Consider the following 19,342-nt stretch of genomic DNA (forward strand, 5'->3'; position numbering starts at 1 on the left):
TGCGTTAGGCCCGTTTCAGGAGGGCCTTGGCGGTGAGGGCTACGGGGGTTTGGGGGTCGTGGGTGAGGGACTCGAGTATGTCGTGGGTGATCGGCGGCGGGAGTTCGCCGAGGGCCTGGACCAGGCGGAGGCGGGCCTCTGGGGCGGTGTTCGGGGCAGCGAGTTTGTGGGCCAGGGTGGTGAGGATGTGCGCGGCGGTCCCGGGGGTCGCGGACAGGGCACCGAGGGCCTCGGCGGCGTCGACGTCGTTGGCGCCTTCGATGACGAGGGCAACCAGGGCGGGTACGGCGGAACGCTCACCGCGGGTGCCGAGGGACAAGGCGGCGTGCTTGCGTACGGCGAGGTCCGGGTCCTTCAGCGCGCCCGTGAGTACGGGGACCGCGTCAGGCGTGGTGACCTCGGCGATCGCGACGACGGCTCGGCGGCGGATGGTGACGTCCGCCGAGCGGAGGGCGGGCGTCAGGGCGGCCAGTACGTCGTCCGTGGACCGGGCCAACGCCCAGCGCAGGGCGCCGGCGACGTTGGGGTCGGACTCGGTGAGGAGGGCGGCGGCGAGGATCTCCGTCGGCAGCTCGTCGTCCGAAGGAGCCAGTACCGCCTGCTGCCGGCGGGCGGCGCTCGGGGAGTTGAGGCTGTGCAGCAGCTCGACGACACGCAGTACGTCGGGCCAGTCGCCGGGGGTCGCGCCCTCGATGGCGCGCAGCCGGTCGAGGAGTTCCTGTTCGCGGTGCAGGCGTTCCTCGGTACGCCGGATCAGGTCGCCCAGCAGCGCGGGCGCCGCGAATCCGGGGTCCTCCAGCGCGCGGCCGATCTCGCGCAACGACAGGCCGAGCGAGCGCAACGCCTCGACGTGGAAGATCCGCCGGATGTCGTCGTCGGCGTACTCCCGGTACCCACCGACCGTCCGGCCGGTGGGCCGCACCAGCCCGAGGGACTCGTAATGCCTGAGCATTCGCGAGCTCACCCCGGACCGGCGGGCCACCTCACCGATGAGCATGCTGCTCCCGGACCTGTTGGGGGCCGAGGGCAACGGCTCGTTTCGCCTCGTCGAGCAATGCGCCGAAGTTCGCGTCCGGGTCGTGCAGCAGCCGCTCGGTGGCACGGGCGTGCGCCTGCACCTTCGGCTTCGGGCTCGACAGACCGCTCGCCAGCGCAGCCTCGGCCGCGTCGCCCAGCTCGACCAGCGCCCGGCTGAGACTCAGCTGTACGTCGCGGTCGCCGCGCCCGAGCTCCGTCACCAGCTCCGCCGCGAGCTGCTGCTCTTCGCCGACCGGAACCAGCCCGGCCGCCGTACGCCAAGCGGTCCGCCTGACCTCGTCGTTCGGGTCGTGCAGCAGTTGCCGGGTGATCGCCGGCCAGGTCGCCGGGTCCTTGAGCTTCGACAGCGTGTGCAGCGCCTGGCTCCGGGCCTGGGCGTTCGCGGAGTCCAGCTCCGCGACCACCAGCGGCACCGTCACGTCGCGCGGCAGCTGGATCAGCGCCCAGGTGAGCATGTCGCGCACGAAGAAGTCCGGCTCCACCCCGCAGCGCGCCACCAGCACCCGCACCAGCTCCGGATCGGCCTCGGCGCCGACCGCCATCGCCGCCCGCAGTCGCGTAGACGTGTCCGCCGCCTCCAGCAGGCGCAGGTCGTACTTCGGGTTCACACGAACCACCTCCTGCCCACAGTCAAGACCTTGACACGGTGTCAAGGTCAAGCATCGCCGAAATCCGGAAGCCAGGTGCCGCCGCGGCGGCTAGTCTCGATGGTTGGTCCACGACGAGGAGGCCCTGTGTTCCAGCCGTTGCTGGCATCCGCGACTCGAGCCGTTGAGAAACTTCGTGACATCGGTGAACCACTACCCGACGACCTGACCGGCCGGCTGGCCGCCGCGACCGACGCCGCACAGGTCGACGAACTGCTCCGCCCGTACGTGATTGTCGAGACCGAGATCGACGAGCAAGGACTGACCGCCAGTACGCCGGGGGCCGCGCCGCCGCGGCTCGTGCAGCACGGCTGGCGGAGCTTCCTGGTCCGGGTCGCGAACCCGCACGGGCTGCTCGGCGACCTGTCCGCGCCGTCGAACCACGTGCTCGGGAACGTCGATTTCCACAGCCATTCGGCGCGGGTCGCGATGCCGGACACGCTGACCGTCGTACCGCGGATCGAGAACAGCCGGCTGGAGGTGAAACTCGCCGGTCCGACGGATGTGTCCGGCGTGGACGTCGAGTACAAGGTGATCAGCCTGTACAGCCGCGACGGTGGCACGCACGGCGGTCAGCTCTCGTTCGTGCTGGCCGTCGAGGAGGCGTTCGACAGCATCACCCGTCCGCCGATACAGAAGGCCTGGCAGCGGATGGGGTTCGAGACCCGCCCGTACGCCGCGAAGTACGACTTCGAGTGCGCGCCCGCCCGCGACCTCCGCCTCGACGTCCGAGAGCCCGACGGCAGCAGCAGCGTGGCGGCGCTGACCGTCCGCGACGCCCAGCGCCGCGCGTACCCGTCGAAGGCGATGCGGCTGGCGCCGGACATGTTCTTCCACGATCACGTGTACCGGGCGACCGGCGAGGTGCTCACGCTCCCGGCCGGGCGGTACGAGATCGCCGCGCGGCGCGGCCCGGAGTACCGCGAGGTGTACGTCGAGGTCGACGTGGCGGCGGACACCGAGTCGCTGACGATCGAGCTCGACCGCTGGGCCGATCCGGCCGCGCATGGGTACTACTCGGGCGACCCGCACATCCACGCCGGCGGCTGCTCGCACTACAACGTCCCGTCCGAGGGTGTCACACCGGAGACGATGATCCGGCACGTCCGCGGCGAGGGTCTGTGGATGGGCAGCGTGCTCACCTGGGGACCGTGCTACTACCACCAGAAGCAGTTCTTCAGCGGCTCGTCGATCAGCCCGCGCGCCGAGCTCGAGTACCCGGCGATGCAGCAGGCGCAGGGGATGACGTGGGACCCGCAGGACACCGACCGCGACGGCCAGAGCCTGCTGCGGTACGACCTCGAGGTGTCGGGGTTCCCGTCCAGCCACTCGGGGCACGTCATCCTGCTCGGGCTCACCGACCAGGACTACCCGGGGACCAAGCTGATCGAGGACTGGCCGTCGTGGAACCTCCCGGTGATGCGTTGGGGGCACGCGCAGAACGCGCTGGTCGGATACGCGCACTGCGGCCTCGGGCTCGCGGTCGACACCGACGAGCTGCCGAACTACGTCGTACCGGGGTTCCAGTCGATCGGGTCCAACGAGATCGTCGTCGACGTGCCGCTGGGGGCGGCCGACTTCCAGTGCGGGGCCGAGTTCGCGCCGGCGGCCGAGCTGAACATCTGGTACCACCTGCTGAACGTCGGCTACCGCACGTTGATGCTCGGCGAGACCGACTACCCGTGCATCTACGACGACGGCCCGGGCGTCGGGCGCACGTACGTCCAACTCCCCGAGCCGCCGCAAGGCCCGCAGGCCCTGGAGACGTGGCTCGGCGGGTTGAAGGACAGGGCGTCGTACTTCGGGGACGGCCGCAGCCATGTCTACGACTTCGCGGTCAACGGCTCCGCTGGGCGTGAGGTCGGCGTCGAGGCCCCGGGACCGGTGAAGGTGACGGCCACGGTCGCGGCCTGGCTGCCGGAACTGCCGCCGGCGCCACCGGCTGCGGGTCAGCCGGTGTACTCCGCGCCGGTCGGCTGGCACCTCGAGCGGTCGCGGATCGGGCAGACCCGCAACGTTCTCGTCGAGGTGCTGGTGAACGGCGTACCGGTCGACTCCCGGGAGCTCGTTGCTGACGGCAACGAGCAGCCGCTGGAGTTCGACCTGGACCTGGAGCGGTCGTCCTGGGTCGCGGTGCGGATCCTGCGCAGCGTCCACACCCAGCCGGTCTTCGTCGAGATCGCCGGGCAGCCGATCCGGGCGTCGCGGCGCAGCGCGCAGTGGTTGCACGACTCGGTCGACGCGCTGTGGAAGGCGAAGTCGGGCTTCATCCGCGACGGCGAACGCGACGCGGCACGGTCGGCGTACGACGAGGCCCAGGCCGCCTACCTGACCCGGCGCGACGAATGCGAGGTGGACTGATGGCGGGCTGCTGCGATCCGGTCGAGACGACCGCGGCGATCTCGGTGGTGATCAATCCGGAGGCCCGGGTGAACGTCGCCCGGACCGGCAACCGGGTGCCGAGCCTGGCCGCCGGTGAGTGGCACACGATCGAGTTCCCGATCGTCAACACCGGGTACGTGACCGGTCAGCTGGTGATCGAGAGCGACCCGGTCCCGGGCGTCGAGCTGGACCTGCCGGTGCACGAGCTCACCGGCCAGCCGACTCAGGACGGCAGCCTCCGGGTGCGGTTCGACGTACCGACGGTTGTCGACGTCACGCTGCGCTTCCGTGCGTTGGGCTCGCTCGGCGGGCTCGCCCTCCACAGCTCCCTGCACCTGATCCTCCGATCCCACCGGGCACTCCTCCCACTCGCCTGAGAAAGAGTAGGAAAGAGCCGGGAAAGAAGAGAGAGTCAGCCTGAATCCGTGGATGGTAGGACCTTGGCGGTGAAGTGAGTGGTCCGGTTCCACTTCATGTGGGCACCATCTCAGGGGTTGGCCTCTGAGATGGTTCCTTCGCCCCTGGCATGCGGTGGGCGAAGGAACGATGTGAGAGGTCAACCCCTTGGATTACGGCGATTCGGCCGGCTGGGCGGCTGAGGCGGGCCCACCTCTGCAGTCCAAGCTCAGATCCGTGGAAGGTCGGCCGCCCAGGTGGCCAAGGGTGCCAAGGGTGCCGAACCACCGGCGATCTGAGGGGTTATCCACCGGTGGTGGGGGTTCTCTGCTGGTGTGCGCGATTGAGTTGCCGTCCTCATGAGCGAACGCGGATGATCGTCTTTCCCTTGGTGCGTTCGGTTGAGTTGAAGGTGGCGACGGCGTCGTCGAGGGTCGCCAGCGTGCCGATGTTGGTGCGCAGGCGGCCGTCGCGGATGCGTTGGGCGAGTTCGGTCAGTTGGGTGCGGTCGGCCTCGACGACGAAGTCGATCGCGAGGCCGTCGGCGGGGCGTGCCTCGACCGGGCCGACGACGGAGATCAGGATTCCGCCGGGGCGGATCAGTGCCGCGGACCGCTTCTGGATGTCGCCGCCGATGACGTCGAACACCAGGTCGACGCCGCCGACGTCCTCCAGTACGTCGTTGCCGAGGTCAACGAACTCCTGCGCGCCGAAGTCGAGCGCCTGCTGCCGATCGGCGGCGCGTCCGGTGCCGATGACGTAGGCGCCGGCCTCGCGGGCGAGCTGCGTCACCATCGTCCCGACCGCCCCGGCCGCGCCGTGCGCGAGCACGGTCTGCCCCCCGCGCAGACGCCCTAGGTCGAACAGCCCTTGCCATGCGGTCAGCCCTGAGATCGGCAGGCTCGCGCCCACCGTGAAGTCGACGTCGCCCGGCAGTGGCGCGAGGTTACGGGCCTCGACGGCCACGTACTCGGCCAGCGTGCCGTCCCGATGCCAGTCGGTCAGCCCGAACACCCGCTGGCCCACCGCGAGCCCAGTCGTGCCGTAGCCGAGGGCGGTGACCACTCCGGCCAGTTCGTGGCCGGGGATCGACGGCGCCCGGTCCCGGTCGGCGCGATCGGTCCAGGTCGACGGCCACTCCAACTCGGTCGGGACGTACCCCGACGCATGAACCTCCACGATGACGTCGTTGATCGCCGCCGGCGGCTCAGGGCGCTCGGCCAGCGTCATCCCGGCCGTTCCCGCAGCCTGGTCCGTCACCACGATCGCCTTCATCAGGAACCTCCCAAGATTGGACTATTTCGTCCAGAGTATTACGGCGTCGTACGGTCGGCAACCGCCGGGGGCGGTACCGTTGGCGTCGTGACTCGAGGAACCGCGGCGGACGCCCAGCCTCGCCGCCTGACGTCGCGCGGCATCGCGACCCGGGCGCGCATCGTCGGCGCGGCCGCGGACCTGATGTACGTCCGCGGCGTCAACGCCACCACCCTCGACGATGTCCGCGCGGCGAGCGGTACCAGCAAGTCCCAGCTCTACCAGCACTTCGCCGACAAGGACCAATTAGTCCGAGCGGTCGTCTCACTGCGGGCCGGTCAGGTCCTCGAACGCGAGCAGGGCTACCTGGAGCGGCTGCGTTCGTTCCGCGGACTGCTGCGCTGGCGGGACGCTTTGGTCCAACGTAACGCCCTGCAGAACGGTGCGTACGGCTGCGCCCTCGGCTCCATGGCAAGCGAGCTGTCCGACCAGGACGACGAAGCCCGCGCGACACTGGCCGAGACCTTCGCGGAGTGGACCGGCCTGATCGCCGCCGGCCTTCGCCGAATGCAGACCAGCGGCGCCCTCAGCGAATCCGCCGACCCCGGCAAACTGGCCGTCGGCCTGATGGCCGCACTGCAGGGCGGCTACCTCCTCGCCGAGACCCAGCACGACATCACACCGATGGAAACCGCCCTCGACATGGCCCTCGACCACATTCGCTCGTTCCTCACCAAGTGAAGATCTCTCGGTAGAGGCCTTCACCCTGGCTGGTGGTGCGGCTCGTAGGTCACGGCGGCCATGAGAGGTGGTTGATGCCTTCGCTGGTGACTCGGATCTGGAGTTCGGCGGCCACCGCGGGGCCGAGGTTTCCGACGTCGACCAGTACGGTTTCGCCGGTGACGGTGAGCAGTCTGATGGCACACTCGGCAGTCAAGGCTGCCCAGAGGATGTCGTCGCGCGGGTTCGGAATGCCCAGCAGTTCGGTGATCACGCCGTCGATCGGCTCCGGATCCAGCCAGCGGCCTGAGGGTGGGGTGGAGCCTGGTGTGCGGTCGACCCAGATGATCGTGTTGTCCACGGCTTCAGGTGCAGGTGGATCGTCGTTGTGCGCGGGGAGAGCGAAACGTGGCGGATTCTGTCTCGAGCTCCCGGACAGCTGGAGCCTGGACTCGGTCTGGATGGCCGGCGCGAGTGCGTCCAGCGCATGGGCGACGTAGTACCCGTCCGGCCCGTGCGACATGATCCGGGCCAGCGGCCCCGGGAAGCTGATCCCGTGCCCGTCGTCGTGCAACTCGGTGAAGAGGATCCGGGCCTGCGGAAACTTCTGCCGCAGGCTCCCGAGCAACTGCCCACTCACCACCGGCGTGAGCAGGATGTTCGCGGTCGACGGCGCCGTCCTGATGTCCACCACGACGTACCCCTCGCCGAGCAGTTCACTCAGCTCGGCTCTGGCACCGGCGGACAGCGGCATACCGGTCACCACCAGAACGTCCCCAGAACCGCCAGCACCCATGCGCCGACGCTACCTGACGAGCGTCCCTGCGGCCCCGGGCAACCTTGAGAACCCACCAACCACTTTTACCCACGCGATGTGGTTGGTGGGTTCTCAAAGCCGGGTCCTGGTCAGCCCGACGCCGCCGGACAGCAATGCCCCGGGGCCAGGACGCTAGCTGTTCCAGCGGGTTTTGTAGGTGAGGTAATTCCGCTGGGTTGCGATGTGGTCGGCGATGTACTTGGCGTCGTGCCAGACGCCCCAGATGAAGCTGGAGCCGCGGCGGGAGAGCCAGGGGAGGCCGACGAAGTAGACGCCGGGTTCGGTGGAGACGCCGCGGCGCTGGCGGGGGCGGCCCGATTCGTCGAAGGCGTCGACCTGGAGCCACGTGTAGTCGGTGGCGTAGCCGGTGGCCCAGAGGATGCAGCTGATGCCGCCCAGGTCGAGTTCGAGGAGCGGGTCGGTGACGGACTCGGGGTCGGGGCCGAGGGCGCGGGCCGCGGGTTCCTCGGGGAGGTCCAGGCCGTTGCGTTCGACGTACGCGTCGGCCTGGTCGAGCAGGGCAAGGTAGTTCGCGTCGCCGCGGGCGATGTTCTCGCCGAGGTCGTTCGCGAACCGCAGTACGCCGTTGTCGTACGACGCGGTCATGCCGGCCAGCTGGATGCCCGAGGCGGCCAACGCGCGGAAGTCGACGGTGTGGCCGCCGTTCGCGCCGCTGACCGCGATCGTGACGTGCTCGGCGCCGGCCGGTGGTGTCTCCAGGTCCCAGAGGCCGAGGACCCCGAGCCACCAGCAGAAGTCGCGGCCGCGGTAGCTGCGCGGCGGCCGGTCGTGCGGGCCGACCGAGAGGTACACCTGCCGCCCGGACCGGCGGAGCTCGTCGGCGATCTGGACGCCGGACGAACCGGCTCCGACCACGAGTACGGCGCCCGCGGGCAGCTCGCCGGGATTGCGGTACGCGTTGGAATGCAGCTGCACCGGGCCTGCGTTGGCCGGGACGATCGGGGGAATGACCGGCCGCTGGAACGGCCCGGTCGCGGCGACGACGAAGCGGGTGTCGACGGTGCCGTCCGAGGTCTCCACGCGGAAACCGGGACGGCCGTCGTGCCTGCGGACCGACGTGACCTCGACACCGGTCCGGATCGGCGCGGAGATCTTCTCGGCGTACGCGACGAAGTAGTCGGCGACCTCGTCCTTCCCGGCGAAGCCGTCGGGGTCCAGGTCGAAGAACTCCAGCCCGGGGAACCGATCGTGCCAGGCGGGCCCGTTCGCGACCAGGGAGTCCCAGCGCGCGGTCCGCCAGCGTTCGGCGACCCGGTCCCGTTCCAGGACCAGATGCGGTACGCCGAGGTTGCCCAGGTGCTCGCTCATCGCGACGCCGGCTTGGCCCGCGCCCACGACGACGACCTCCACCTCCAGGTTCGACATCCCAACCTCCAGTCCGAGACAGCATCGTTCGCCCTTGAATCCTCAGCGTCCGGCAATCCCCGTGTCCAACAGATCTTCCTGGCGTTCTAGTTCCGCTCGATCGATGCAAGATCTAAACTGGGTCATGGCCCAGTACACCCTCAGGCAGCTGGAGTACTTCGTTGCCGTGGCGGAGGCGGGCAGCGTGACCGCCGCTGCGCAGTCGATCCACCTGTCGCAGTCCGCGCTGTCCACGGCACTGGTCGAGCTGGAGCGGGCGCTCAACGTGCAGCTGCTGCTGCGGCACCACGCGCGCGGGGTCACGCTGACGTCGGCGGGCGAGCAACTGCTGGCGGCGAGCCGGCTGCTACTGCGGCAGGCGGCGGAGCTCGCGGACGAGGCGCGCGGCCTCGGCGACGAGGTGGGCGGGACGCTGCACCTCGCCTGCTTCGGCGTACTGGCGCCCTATCTGCTCCCGGAGCTGCTCGCGGAGGCTGCCGAGCGGCTGCCCGGTCTGGCGGTGAACACGAGCGAGGTCGACCTGGCCGAGCTGGTCGAGGGGGTGGCGAGCGGCCGGTTCGAGATCGCGGTCGGGTACGACATCACCGCCGATCCGCGGGTGGAGGTCACCTCGCTGTACACGTTGCCGCCGTACGTCCTGCTGCCGCGCACGCACCGGCTCGCCCGGCGGAAGAAGGTCAAGCTGGCCGAGCTGGCGGACGAACCGCTGGCGCTGCTGGATCTGCCGTACAGCCGGGACTACTTCACCGGGATGTTCCGCGCGGTCGGCCTGAACCCGACGCCCCGCTTCCGCTCCACGAGTGCGGAGACCTGCCGGGCGCTGGTGGCCCGCGGCCTGGCGTACACGGTGCTGAACGCCCGCCCACGCGACCTCGGCCGGGCCGACGCGCGCGAGGTGGTCGCCGTCGACATCGCGCACGACGCACCGGCGCTGGACGTCGTACTGATCAAGGCGACCGGTGTCCGTCCGACCCGGCGGGTGGCCGCGGTCGAGGAGCTGATCGGCGACCTCGTCGAGCGTGGATCGATTGCGTCGATGTTCGGGGCCAAATAGATCGTCTCGACAGCACCCGCCGGGCTTTCTAGGCTCGGTGGTATGACGCACGCAGAGCCGATCGTCGTCGGCGGCCACACCCGGATCCGTCCGTTCAACACCCGCGACACCTACCCCGAGCAGAACCTCGACAACGATCTCTGCCAGGCCGTGGTGGCCGGCAACACAGTCTACGTCCGCGGGCAGATCGGGCAGGACCTGGACACCAGCGAGTCGGTCGGTGTCGGTGACGTCGAGGCCCAGACCGAGCGGGCGATGGCGAACATCGACCTGCTGCTGCGGGAGGCCGGGGCGCGGCTGGAGCACCTGGTCAAGCTGACGATCTACATCGTCGACCCGCGCTACCGGGAGACGGTGTACCGCACGATCGGCCGCTGGACGAAGGGCGTGCACCCGATCTCGACCGGCATCGTGGTCTCCGCGCTGGCCCGCCCGGAGTGGCTGGTCGAGGTCGACGCGATCGCCGTGATCCCGGAGGGCGGGCGGTGACGTTCTCGGTCCTGGGCACCGACGGGAACGGCGCCGTCGGCATCGCGGTCACGTCGTCCAGCCCGGCCGTCGCGGCCCGGTGCATCCACCTGCGTGCGGGCGTCGGGGGAGCGTCGTCGCAGAACGTCACCGATCCCCGGCTCGGTACCGAGTTGCTCGACCAACTCGCCGGCGGCGCCGATCCGCGGACGGCGCTCGCGAACGTCGTACGCGACCGTGAGCTGATCGAGCACCGCCAGCTGACCGTGCTCGCCCTGGACGGAGTGGGCGCGGCGTACTCCGGTGACCAGGCGCTCGGCGTCCACCACGACCGGGTCGGAGCCCAGGTGGTTGCTGCCGGCAACATGCTCGCCGGGCCGGAGGTCGTGGACGCGATCGTCGAGGCGTTCGAGACCTCGACCGGTGAGCTGGAGGAGCGCCTCGTCCGCGCATTGGAAGCAGGACTGGCGGCCGGCGGCGAAGCCGGTCCCGTCCACTCCGCAGGGCTTTCCGTCGTACGGCGGGTGCCGTGGCGCGAGACCGATCTGCGGGTCGACTGGAGCGACGAGCCGGTCCAGGAGCTGCGCGCGCTGCTCGACCTCTGGCTTCCGCAGCGCGACGACTACGTCACCCGTGGGCTCAACCCGGCGGCGGCGCCGTCGTACGGCGTTCCCGGCGATGAGTGACGCCAGGCAGCTCGTCCCACGGACGGTCGCGGCCGACGCCGAGCGGTTGATCCGGCTCTCCGAGCAGCTGCACGCACATCCCGAGACCGCCTGGCAGGAGCACCGCTCGGCGCGCTGGGTCGCCGAGGCGCTGGACGAGGCCGGCTTCACCGTGACCTCGCAGTACCTCGGACTCGAGACGGCGTTCCTCGCAACCTTTGGCAGCGGGCCGTTCCGGCTCGGTCTTTGCGCCGAGTACGACGCGCTACCAGGCCTCGGGCATGCCTGCGGGCACAACCTGATCTCGGCGATCACGGTCGGTGCGGCTCGTGCGCTTGCGCCGCTGGCCGACGCGGCCGGCCTCACGATCGAGGTGTACGGCACGCCCGCCGAGGAGGGGGGTGGCGGCAAGATCGAGCTGCTCGACCGCGGTGCCTTCGCCGGACTGGACCTGGCGATGATGGTGCACCCGGCGCCGGTGGACGTCGCCGAGGCCGAGCCGTTCGCGGTGTCGCACTCGCACATCACGTACCAGGGCAAGGCCGCGCACGCCGCGGCCTACCCGGAACAAGGCGTCAACGCGGCCGACGCCTTCACGATCGCCCAGGTCGCGATGGGCCTGCTCCGTCAGCAGCTTCCGTCGACGGTGCGGGTGCACGGCGTGATGACCAACGGCGGAGAGGCCCCGAACGCGATCCCGGCCCGCACGGAGGGGCGTTGGTACGTGCGCGCCGAGTCGCTCGCGCAGCTCGCCGAGACGGAGGAGAAGGTACGGCGCTGCTTCGAGGCCGGCGCCCTCGCCACCGGGGCGACGCTCGACATCGCCCCGGAGAGCAAGCCGTACGCGGAGTTCCGCACGTACGAGCCCGCGCTGCGCGCCTACGTCCGGAACGCCGAGTCGCTGGGCCGCGTGTTCGACCCGGGTACGCCGGCGCGCCGGATGAACCGCGCCTCGACCGACATGGGCAACGTGTCCCAGGTCGTACCGGCCATCCACCCGTACGTCGGTATCGGGGCGCTGCCGGCGCTGAACCACCAGCCGGAGTTCGCCGCGCACTGCGTCGGCGGCGATGCCGAGAAGGCGTTGCTCGACGCCGCGACCGCGGTGGCGTGGACCGCGCTGGACATGGCCGCGCGATGATGCGGACCGAGTCCGACTCGCTCGGACCCTACGAGGTCCCGGCGACCGCGTACTGGGGCGTGCACACCGCGCGGGCGCTGACGAACTTCGCGGTCAGCGGCACCACGGTCGGCAGTCATCGCGAGCTCGTCGCCGCCCTGGGCGCGGTCAAGCTCGCCGCCGCCCGGGCGAACCATGACCTCGGCCTCCTCGACGACCGGCGCTACACCGCGATCGCCGCGGCTGCCGAGGAGGTGCGTGCCGGGATACTCGACGACCAGTTCGTCGTCGACGTCATCCAGGGCGGCGCCGGTACGTCGACGAACCTGAACGCCAACGAGGTCATCGCGAACCGTGCGCTGGAACTCCTCGGACTGCCGCGGGCGACGTACGACGAGGTGCATCCGCTCGACCACGTGAACCGGTGCCAGTCGACGAACGACGTCTACCCGACGGCGGTCCGGCTCGCGCTGATCACGGCGATCGACCGCCTCGCCGGGGCCACGGCTGCCCTGGCGGACACGTTCGCGGCGAAGGCCACGGAGTTCCGCGCCGTACCGAAGATCGGCCGGACGCAGCTGCAGGACGCCGTACCGATGACTGTCGGGCAGGAGCTCGGGGCGTTCGCGGTGACGTTGCGCGAGGAGCTGGCGCGGCTGCAGGACTCGCGCGGACTGCTCTGCGAGATCAACCTCGGCGCGACCGCGATCGGTACCGGGATCACTGCGCATCCGGAGTACCGGCGGCGGGCGGTCGCGCACCTCGCGGAGCTCACCGGTCTGCCGTTGTCCGGCGCGGCTGATCTGGTCGAGGCGACCGGCGACACCGGCGCGTTCGTCCAGGTGTCGGGCGTGCTGAAGCGGATCGTGGTCAAGGCGTCGAAGATCTGCAACGACCTGCGGCTGCTGGCGTCCGGGCCGCAGGCCGGACTCGCGGAGCTGCAGTTGCCGGCGCGCCAGGCGGGGTCGAGCATCATGCCGGGCAAGGTGAACCCGGTGATCCCGGAGCTGGTCAACCAGGTCGCGTTCTGGGTGATCGGCACGGACGTCACGGTCACGATGGCTGCCGAGGGCGGGCAGCTGCAGCTCAACGCCTTCGAGCCTGTGATCTGTCACGGGCTCCTGCAGGGGTTCAGTTGGACGGCTGCGGCCTTCGATTCGCTGCGCGGGTTGTGCGTCGACGGGATCAAGGTCGACGAGGTCGCGCTCACGGCCGCGGCCGCTCGCAACGTCGGGCTGGTCACGGCGCTCACACCTCACCTCGGCTACACCCGAGCAGCCGAGCTCGCGAAGGCGGTCCTCACCGGGGCCGGCGACGTACGCTCGCTGGCGCTGGCCACCGGCGACCTGACGGCTGAGGAGCTGGACACGCTCCTCAGCCCGCAGGTTCTCGCCAACCTCCAAGACCTCTAGTCAGTGGCAGCAACCATCTGAAGTGCTGGTCGGGCGGGGTGCGTCGAGGGCTGGGTTCTGGTTGAAGAAGCCGCTCGGTTTGAGGGTGAAGCCGGTGTAGTCGACCGGCATGATCGGCCAGTCCTCCGGGCGCGGGAAGTGCGTCAGGCCGAACGTGTGCCAGACGACGATGTCGGTGCCGTCGATGTCGCGGTCCGCCCTCGTCCAGGTGTCGATCCCGGTGTTTCCTCTGCTCTGGTTGACGAATCGGCCTGACGGGTAGCGCTCGTCGTCGTCCTGCGCGGTCACCCACAGATGCTTGGTGGTGAAGGCGGCCCGCCGCGCGATCGAGGACGACGGGTCGGCCAGCAACGTCGGCTGCCCTTCGGGATGCAGCGTGTACCCGACCGGCTGACCGAGCGCGTTCGTCACCTCCGGATTGACCAGTTGCCAGGTCCGTCCCACCGCGCCGTCCGCGAGCCGAGCCGCCTCGCCCTCGGTCCGGAGCCGCGTCGAGCGCCGGGTGAACGCGTTGCCGTACGGGTTCTCGCCGGACACCGGCACCCGTACGGCGTCCACCTCATCGACCGCGTTGCCGACGCCGTCGATCATCAGGTCGAGCCGCGCGGAGAAGAGATGCTGGTGGTACGGCGCGCCGACGCCGGGCGCGATCTCGCTGGCCCACGGATACCCGGCACCGGGGTACGCGGATGCGAAGACGACACCGGTCGCCTTGCACTCGAGCTCGATCGTGCCGTCCAGGTACAGGTACCAGTAGAAGCCGTAGTCGTAGTTGCCGACCGTGATGAAGAACGAGATCACCAGCCGCCGCTGCCGCCGGGTCGAGCTGGTGCCGTTGTAGGAGTCGGTGTGCTTCCACAGCACGCCGAAATCCTCCTCGTGCATGCAGATGGCGTTGTCGATCCGCCGCGGCCGTCCGTCGTCGTCGGCGACTACGGCGTCGAAGTAGTGGATCTCGCCGAGGCAGTCGCAGCCGAGCGCGAGCGAGTTCGCCTCCTTGCCGAGCGAGTACTCGCCGGCGTCGAAGTAGTTCTGCCAGAACCGCACCGGCGACGGGTCGCCGTACGGCACGACCATCTCGGCGACGGAGGCGCGGTAGACGATCGGGCGCACGCGCCCCTGGGACCGGTCGTGGAAGCCGAGCTGGTGCAGGGTCAGTCCCTCGACCTGGTCGAACCCGATCCGGAACTCCCAGTTCTCCCAGCGCACCAGGTCGCCCTCGACGGTGAAGCTCGGCCCCTCGGGCTGGGTGATGACGATCGGCCGCTGGCTCGTCCTCTCGGGCACCGTACCCGGGCCACGCTCGAAGTCGGCCCGCTCCAGCGGTACGTCGAAGTCGCCGGCGTCGAGCAGCTCGACGACCTCGGCCGAGTTGAGGTCGACGTACACGACGACGCCGTCGATGGGGTGTGCCCAGACGTTGTCGTCGTCGTCCAGCTGCAGGAACGACAGGCAGCGGACCAGCCGGCGCCCGTCCTCGCCGGGGAAGTCGAAGTGCCCGGCGCTGAGCGCGGAGATCCGGATCCGCTCGGGTGTCGTGAGGCCGCGGCGGGCCATCGCCGCGCACCACTTCTCGTCGGCCCACAGGATCCGCTCGACGAGATCGAACTCCTCGCCCATGATCGGCGGCTGGCCCTCGCCGACCAGATCGACCTCCCGGCGGGACACGACCCGGTCCTCGGTCAGGGACACGACGACCTCGGTCACCGTGCCTGCGCCGCGTTCGAGCAGCACCGAGCACACGCGCCGGTCCCAGGCCTGCCCGGGCTGCCAGGCGAGGACGTCCGCCTTGGCCGGTTCGGCGAGCTGGACCAGCGGGAAGCGGGTCGTCCGCCCGACCAGGCCGGCCGCGTCCAGGATGCTGCGGTTGTGCTCGATCTCCGCGGCGCTGAGCCGGTCGAGCGGGTGCGTGGGGCCGGTGGTGCGCGGGCGGTCCGGGTTGGCGATGGTGGTCATGCGACGCCGCTCCTGTCGTGATCGGTGTGGTCAGGATTGGTGTGGTCAGGCGTGTCGAGCGTGACGGCCCGTCGTACCGGCGCACCGCGGAGGTAGCCGATGATGCCGAGGGCAAGCAGTACGACGAGGGTGCCGATCGTGAAGATCTCGAAGGTGCCGCGGCTGACGCCCCAGACGTCGTGGAAGCCGTACTCGATGCCGAACAGCGGCTCGAGCGTGCCCGGGAAGATCGCCACCCAGGAACCGAGCAGGATCCACGCGAAGCACAGCCACCCCATCGCCGCGAACCAGCGGTCCGGGAGCGGTACCCGGAACGGGCGAGGGCGGTCCGGGTCGACCTTGCGCAGCCGGATCGCCGCGGGGATGACGAGCAGGTACGAGAGCAGGAACGTGGTGATCGCGATCGTCAGCACCACCCCGAAGATCGCCCCGGCACTGCCGCTCACCTTCATCGCGACGAGCATGAAGACCGTCGCCACGGTGCCGGAGAGGAAGTTGACCCGCACCGGTGTGCTCAGCCGGCGGTTGAAGATGCCGAAGAAGCCGCCGAAGAACGCGCCGTCCGCGGCCGCGATCGCCTGCATCCGGTCCGAGATGATCATCCACGCCGCCCCTTGCGTCATCAGGACGAACACGAGGCAGACGGACAGGATCTTCAGCATCACGTCCGCGGCGCCGCCGTACACGCCGAAGACGGTCGCGGTGGCGTCGAAGAACCCGCCGATACCGGTGATCTTGTCCTTCGGAACCACCAGCAGGATCGAGAAGATCGGCAGCAGGTAGCACAGTGCGGCGATGCCGCTGGACCGCAGGATGCCGAACGGTACGTCGCGGCTGGGGTTCTTCATCTCACCGGCTGCACTGTTGCCCGACTCGAACCCGAGGTAGGCGAAGAGCAGCAGCGGCGTGGCGCCGAACAGCCCGGTCAGTGTGGGGGAGAAGTCATGGATCGAGAGGTCGGCGACGCCGTTCTTGGCGGCGTACAGCGCGGCGGTGCCGACGAAGAAGACCAGCAGCGCCACCTTCAGGATCGCGCCGACGGTCGGAAGCCATTTGCCGTACCGCAGGCTGACGATCGCGGCCAGCACGGTGAGCCAGATGAAGACGAGCTTGAACACGTAGTCGGCCGTCGACCCCCCGGTGATCTTCGTGAGGTTGACGTTCCAGCCCTCGGTGGCGAGGAAGGCCATCGAGCCGCCGACCCAGACCGGCTGGGTGACCCACGTCAGCAGCGCCGCGATCGCGCCGGCCTTGCGCCCGAACGCATCGCGGACCCAGGTGTACGCGCCGCCCTCCTCGGTGAAGGCGGCACCGGTCTCGGCGAAGAGCAGGCCGTACGGGATCAGGAAGAGCGCGGCGAGTACCAGGGTCCAGGTGAACGCCTCGGCGCCGTACGTCGAGACCTGGCCGAGCGTCTCGAGCCCGACCACCGCGGCGATCAGCAGGAAGACCAGGTCGAACCGGCCCAGGGTCTTGAGCAGCTTGGACTCTTGCTCCTGGGCGAGAGCGGTCGGTGTCGCGGACATCGCGATCCTCCTGTCAGTGGTGGACGGGGGTGCCGTCGACGTAGGTGGCGAGTACGGTCACGGACGACAGCTCCGCGGGGCTGACGGTGAACGGGTCCTGGTCGAGGACGACCAGGTCGGCGGGCGCGCCCGGCCGGAGGGTTCCGGTCCCGTCCAGCCGCGAGGCGCGGGCGGCGCCGGCGGTCGCGGCGTGGAAGGCGGTGGCCACGTCGACTCCCTCGTCCGGCAGGAGCGGAACGGTACGGGCGTGTTCGTCCTGGGCGTGCGGGTCGCCGTCCGGAGCTGTCCGGTTCACGGCGACATGCATGCCCCACAACGGGTTCGGGCTGCTGACGGGCCAGTCCGACCCCATCGCCAGCTCCGCGCCGGCCGCGTGCAGGCTGCCGAACGCGAAGTGGTGCCGGCGCTGGGCGTCGGTCAGGTACGGCAGCTTGGTCTCGACGAGGACCTGGTCCTCCCGCGCCCACAGCGGCTGGATGTTGGCGATCACCCCGAGCTCGGCCAGCCGCGGTACGTCGGCCGGGTCGATGAGATCGAGGTGCGCGAGCTGATGACGGGCGTCCGGCCGCCGGGGCGCCGCCGCTTCGATGGCGTCGAGGCACTCGCGGACCGCGCGGTCGCCGACGGCGTGCAGATGCAGGTCGAACCCTTCGGCGGTCAGCGTCTTCGCGATCAGGCCGAGGAACTCCGGATCCACGAAGCTCAGGCCGCGTTCGCCCGGACGACCGTGGTAGTGGTCGATGACGGCGGCCGTGAGGTTCTCGCAGACGCCGTCCTGCATGATCTTCACGGCGCTCGCCCGGAAGTGCGGCCAGGCCTCGGACTCCGCCCGGCGCTGCAGCAGCAGGTCGAGCTGCGAGAGGTCCTGGTCGAGGTCCCACCACAGCGCGCCGGTGACCTTGGCCGTCAGGCGCTGCGACTCGGCCGCCTCGCGGTACACGGGAAACAGATCCGGTACGCCGAGCATCTCGCCGACGGCGGCGTCCTGCCAGCCGACGATCCCGAGCGAGTGGAGGTACCGCTGCGCCTCCAGAAGGGCGGCGACCAGTTCCGCCCGGCCGGGCTTCGGTACGAGGCCGGTGACCAGGTCGGCCGCCGACTCCATGAGGAATCCGGTGGCGTGCCCGTGCTCGTCCCGGTGGATGCGGCCGCCGGCCGGGTCCGGAGTCGCGTCGTCGATCCCCGCGCGCCGCAGCGCCGCGGTGTTGACCCACACTCCGTGCGCGTCGTGGCTCGTCAGTACGGCGGGCCGCGCGCCGACGAGCCGGTCGAGCTCGGCGGCCGAGGGGAAGCCGCCGGGGAACACGTCGCCGTACCACCCCGAGCCGAGGAACCACTCGCCGTCTCCCGGCTGGTGCTCGGTGATCCGGCGGCGGTAGTCGTCGAGGCCGTGCAGGTCGTCCAGGTCACAGCGCAGCCGGTTCAGCCCGGCCATCACGGGGTGCACGTGGGCGTCGACGAATCCGGGTGTGACAACACCGTCGAGGCCGTCGACAACCTCCGTACGCCGGCCGACGAGTGCGTCGCAGGCCCTGCGACCGAGGGCTACGACGACGCCGTCCCGAACCGCGACGGCGTCGGTCGGCGCGGTGTACGCGTCGGGGCGGACGACGCCGCGCAGCACCATGTCGGCGGACCTGCCGCTCCGGTCGGTGGACATCGCCTCTCCCTCCGGTTCTTTGATGGTGATCGCAAAGAATTTGATCAGGTTCTTGTCATCGCACTGCAAAGTTCAGGTTTCGGCAATGTTTCAGAAGACTCGATTCTTTGATGCATGTCATAGATAATTCCGGGGTGGCGCGTCCCAAGGATCAACGTGAGCGGCGTGGCGACCTCGTCCGGGCGGCGGCGCGGGCGATCGCCGAGACCGGCGTCGCCGGCCTGCGCATCCGCGACGTCGCCGCGCAGGCGGGCCTGTCCGCCGGCCTGGTGACCTACTACTACCGCGACCTCGACGAGCTGGTGCTCGACGTGCACGCGGACGCCGTACGCCGCTTCTACTCCGCCCGCCGCGAGGCCATCGACCGGCTGGACGACCCGCTGCTGCAACTCGCCGAGCTGGTCCGGCGGGGTACTCCGGACGACGTCGACGACCTGCACTTCCGGGTGCTGTACCAGCTCCACGTGCACGCTGCGCGGAGTACCGCGCACGCAGCGCTCATGAGCTCACTCTGGGCGCAGGAGGTCTCGCTCTACGAACTCGTCCTCGCCCGCGGCGCCGAGCGCGGCGTACTCGCCCTGCGGAGCTCACCGCGAGAGATCGCCGAGACGGTGGTCGCGCTGGAGGACGCGGTCGGGCTGCACGTGGTGGGACACAATGCTGCTGTGAGCGTCGAGCGCGCTCGGGCGCTGGTGACGGCGCTCGTGGAGCGTGAGGTCGGGTGCTCGCTCGTTACCGCCGTGTGAACTCGGCAGGAGTCATCGACTTTCCTGATCCAGGACGCGTATTTTCTGTGATGGACAGATGGCTCACACCCGGTCGATGGTGATCTGAACCGCCG

The 19,342-nt window shown here is 70.1% G+C and carries 17 protein-coding genes; 9 read left to right on the forward strand and 8 right to left on the reverse strand.

Annotated elements, in window-relative coordinates; genetic code table 11:
• Positions 1-4 precede the first annotated feature (4 nt).
• Together JOF29_RS34110 and JOF29_RS34115 are read right to left on the reverse strand one after the other, a co-directional pair.
• Positions 5-997, reverse strand: a complete 993-nt coding sequence (locus JOF29_RS34110) for a HEAT repeat domain-containing protein (RefSeq protein WP_209698483.1) — start codon at positions 995-997, stop codon at positions 5-7.
• Positions 984-1,646, reverse strand: coding sequence for a HEAT repeat domain-containing protein (locus JOF29_RS34115; protein WP_307863829.1), 663 nt, complete (start codon positions 1,644-1,646; stop codon positions 984-986). The genes JOF29_RS34110 and JOF29_RS34115 overlap by 14 nt, the downstream gene beginning before the upstream one ends.
• Before the next feature lie 126 nt (positions 1,647-1,772).
• On the opposite strand from JOF29_RS34115, the gene JOF29_RS34120 reads away from it, so the two are divergent.
• Together JOF29_RS34120 and JOF29_RS34125 are read left to right on the forward strand one after the other, a co-directional pair.
• A complete protein-coding gene (locus tag JOF29_RS34120; protein ID WP_209698484.1) occupies positions 1,773-4,046 on the forward strand; it encodes a CehA/McbA family metallohydrolase in 2,274 nt (757 codons plus the stop codon).
• Positions 4,046-4,444: a hypothetical protein gene (locus JOF29_RS34125; RefSeq protein ID WP_209698485.1), complete on the forward strand. Its 399-nt coding sequence runs from the start codon at positions 4,046-4,048 to the stop codon at positions 4,442-4,444. The genes JOF29_RS34120 and JOF29_RS34125 overlap by 1 nt, the downstream gene beginning before the upstream one ends.
• A gap of 376 nt (positions 4,445-4,820) precedes the next feature.
• Here the strand turns inward: JOF29_RS34125 and JOF29_RS34130 are convergent, their stop codons facing one another.
• Positions 4,821-5,738 carry an NADP-dependent oxidoreductase gene (locus JOF29_RS34130; RefSeq protein ID WP_209698486.1) on the reverse strand — a complete coding sequence of 306 codons (918 nt, stop codon included), beginning with the start codon at positions 5,736-5,738 and terminating at the stop codon, positions 4,821-4,823.
• Between the two features lie 87 nt (positions 5,739-5,825).
• Here JOF29_RS34130 and JOF29_RS44905 point away from each other — a divergent pair, with 87 nt between their 5' ends.
• The gene (locus JOF29_RS44905) at positions 5,826-6,458 is read left to right on the forward strand and encodes a TetR/AcrR family transcriptional regulator (protein WP_209698487.1); all 633 of its coding nucleotides are present in this window, start codon (positions 5,826-5,828) and stop codon (positions 6,456-6,458) included.
• A 49-nt stretch (positions 6,459-6,507) separates the two neighbouring features.
• Here the strand turns inward: JOF29_RS44905 and JOF29_RS34140 are convergent, their stop codons facing one another.
• Positions 6,508-7,233: a hypothetical protein gene (locus JOF29_RS34140; protein WP_209698488.1), complete on the reverse strand. Its 726-nt coding sequence runs from the start codon at positions 7,231-7,233 to the stop codon at positions 6,508-6,510.
• A gap of 153 nt (positions 7,234-7,386) precedes the next feature.
• Positions 7,387-8,640, reverse strand: a complete 1,254-nt coding sequence (locus tag JOF29_RS34145) for a flavin-containing monooxygenase (RefSeq protein ID WP_209698489.1) — start codon at positions 8,638-8,640, stop codon at positions 7,387-7,389.
• A gap of 124 nt (positions 8,641-8,764) precedes the next feature.
• Between JOF29_RS34145 and JOF29_RS34150 the strand changes: the two genes are divergently transcribed.
• The 5 genes from JOF29_RS34150 to JOF29_RS34170 are packed head-to-tail and all read left to right on the forward strand — an operon-like array spanning position 8,765 to position 13,359.
• A complete protein-coding gene (locus JOF29_RS34150) occupies positions 8,765-9,694 on the forward strand; it encodes a LysR family transcriptional regulator (protein ID WP_209698490.1) in 930 nt (309 codons plus the stop codon).
• Between the two features lie 42 nt (positions 9,695-9,736).
• Complete coding sequence (locus JOF29_RS34155; RefSeq protein ID WP_209698491.1) at positions 9,737-10,183, forward strand: RidA family protein; 447 nt, start codon at positions 9,737-9,739, stop codon at positions 10,181-10,183.
• Complete coding sequence (locus JOF29_RS34160) at positions 10,180-10,848, forward strand: DUF1028 domain-containing protein (protein ID WP_209698492.1); 669 nt, start codon at positions 10,180-10,182, stop codon at positions 10,846-10,848. Before JOF29_RS34155 ends, JOF29_RS34160 begins: the two co-directional genes overlap by 4 nt.
• Complete coding sequence (locus JOF29_RS34165) at positions 10,841-11,968, forward strand: M20 family metallopeptidase (protein ID WP_209698493.1); 1,128 nt, start codon at positions 10,841-10,843, stop codon at positions 11,966-11,968. Before JOF29_RS34160 ends, JOF29_RS34165 begins: the two co-directional genes overlap by 8 nt.
• Positions 11,965-13,359: an aspartate ammonia-lyase gene (locus JOF29_RS34170; protein ID WP_209698494.1), complete on the forward strand. Its 1,395-nt coding sequence runs from the start codon at positions 11,965-11,967 to the stop codon at positions 13,357-13,359. The genes JOF29_RS34165 and JOF29_RS34170 overlap by 4 nt, the downstream gene beginning before the upstream one ends.
• Here the strand turns inward: JOF29_RS34170 and JOF29_RS34175 are convergent, their stop codons facing one another.
• From JOF29_RS34175 to JOF29_RS34185, 3 genes are read right to left on the reverse strand one after another with little or no spacing between them, the layout of a single operon-like run.
• Complete coding sequence (locus tag JOF29_RS34175) at positions 13,360-15,315, reverse strand: primary-amine oxidase (RefSeq protein WP_209698495.1); 1,956 nt, start codon at positions 15,313-15,315, stop codon at positions 13,360-13,362.
• Positions 15,312-16,841, reverse strand: a complete 1,530-nt coding sequence (locus JOF29_RS34180) for an APC family permease (protein WP_209698496.1) — start codon at positions 16,839-16,841, stop codon at positions 15,312-15,314. Before JOF29_RS34180 ends, JOF29_RS34175 begins: the two co-directional genes overlap by 4 nt.
• Before the next feature lie 13 nt (positions 16,842-16,854).
• Positions 16,855-18,501 (reverse strand): amidohydrolase, encoded by a 1,647-nt coding sequence (locus JOF29_RS34185; RefSeq protein WP_209698497.1) that lies wholly within the window; start codon positions 18,499-18,501, stop codon positions 16,855-16,857.
• 134 nt (positions 18,502-18,635) lie between these two features.
• Here JOF29_RS34185 and JOF29_RS34190 point away from each other — a divergent pair, with 134 nt between their 5' ends.
• A complete protein-coding gene (locus JOF29_RS34190) occupies positions 18,636-19,247 on the forward strand; it encodes a TetR/AcrR family transcriptional regulator (protein WP_209698498.1) in 612 nt (203 codons plus the stop codon).
• Positions 19,248-19,342: the final 95 nt, after the last annotated feature.

Origin of the sequence: Kribbella aluminosa (assembly GCF_017876295.1) — a bacterium.
Classification (GTDB): domain Bacteria; phylum Actinomycetota; class Actinomycetes; order Propionibacteriales; family Kribbellaceae; genus Kribbella; species Kribbella aluminosa.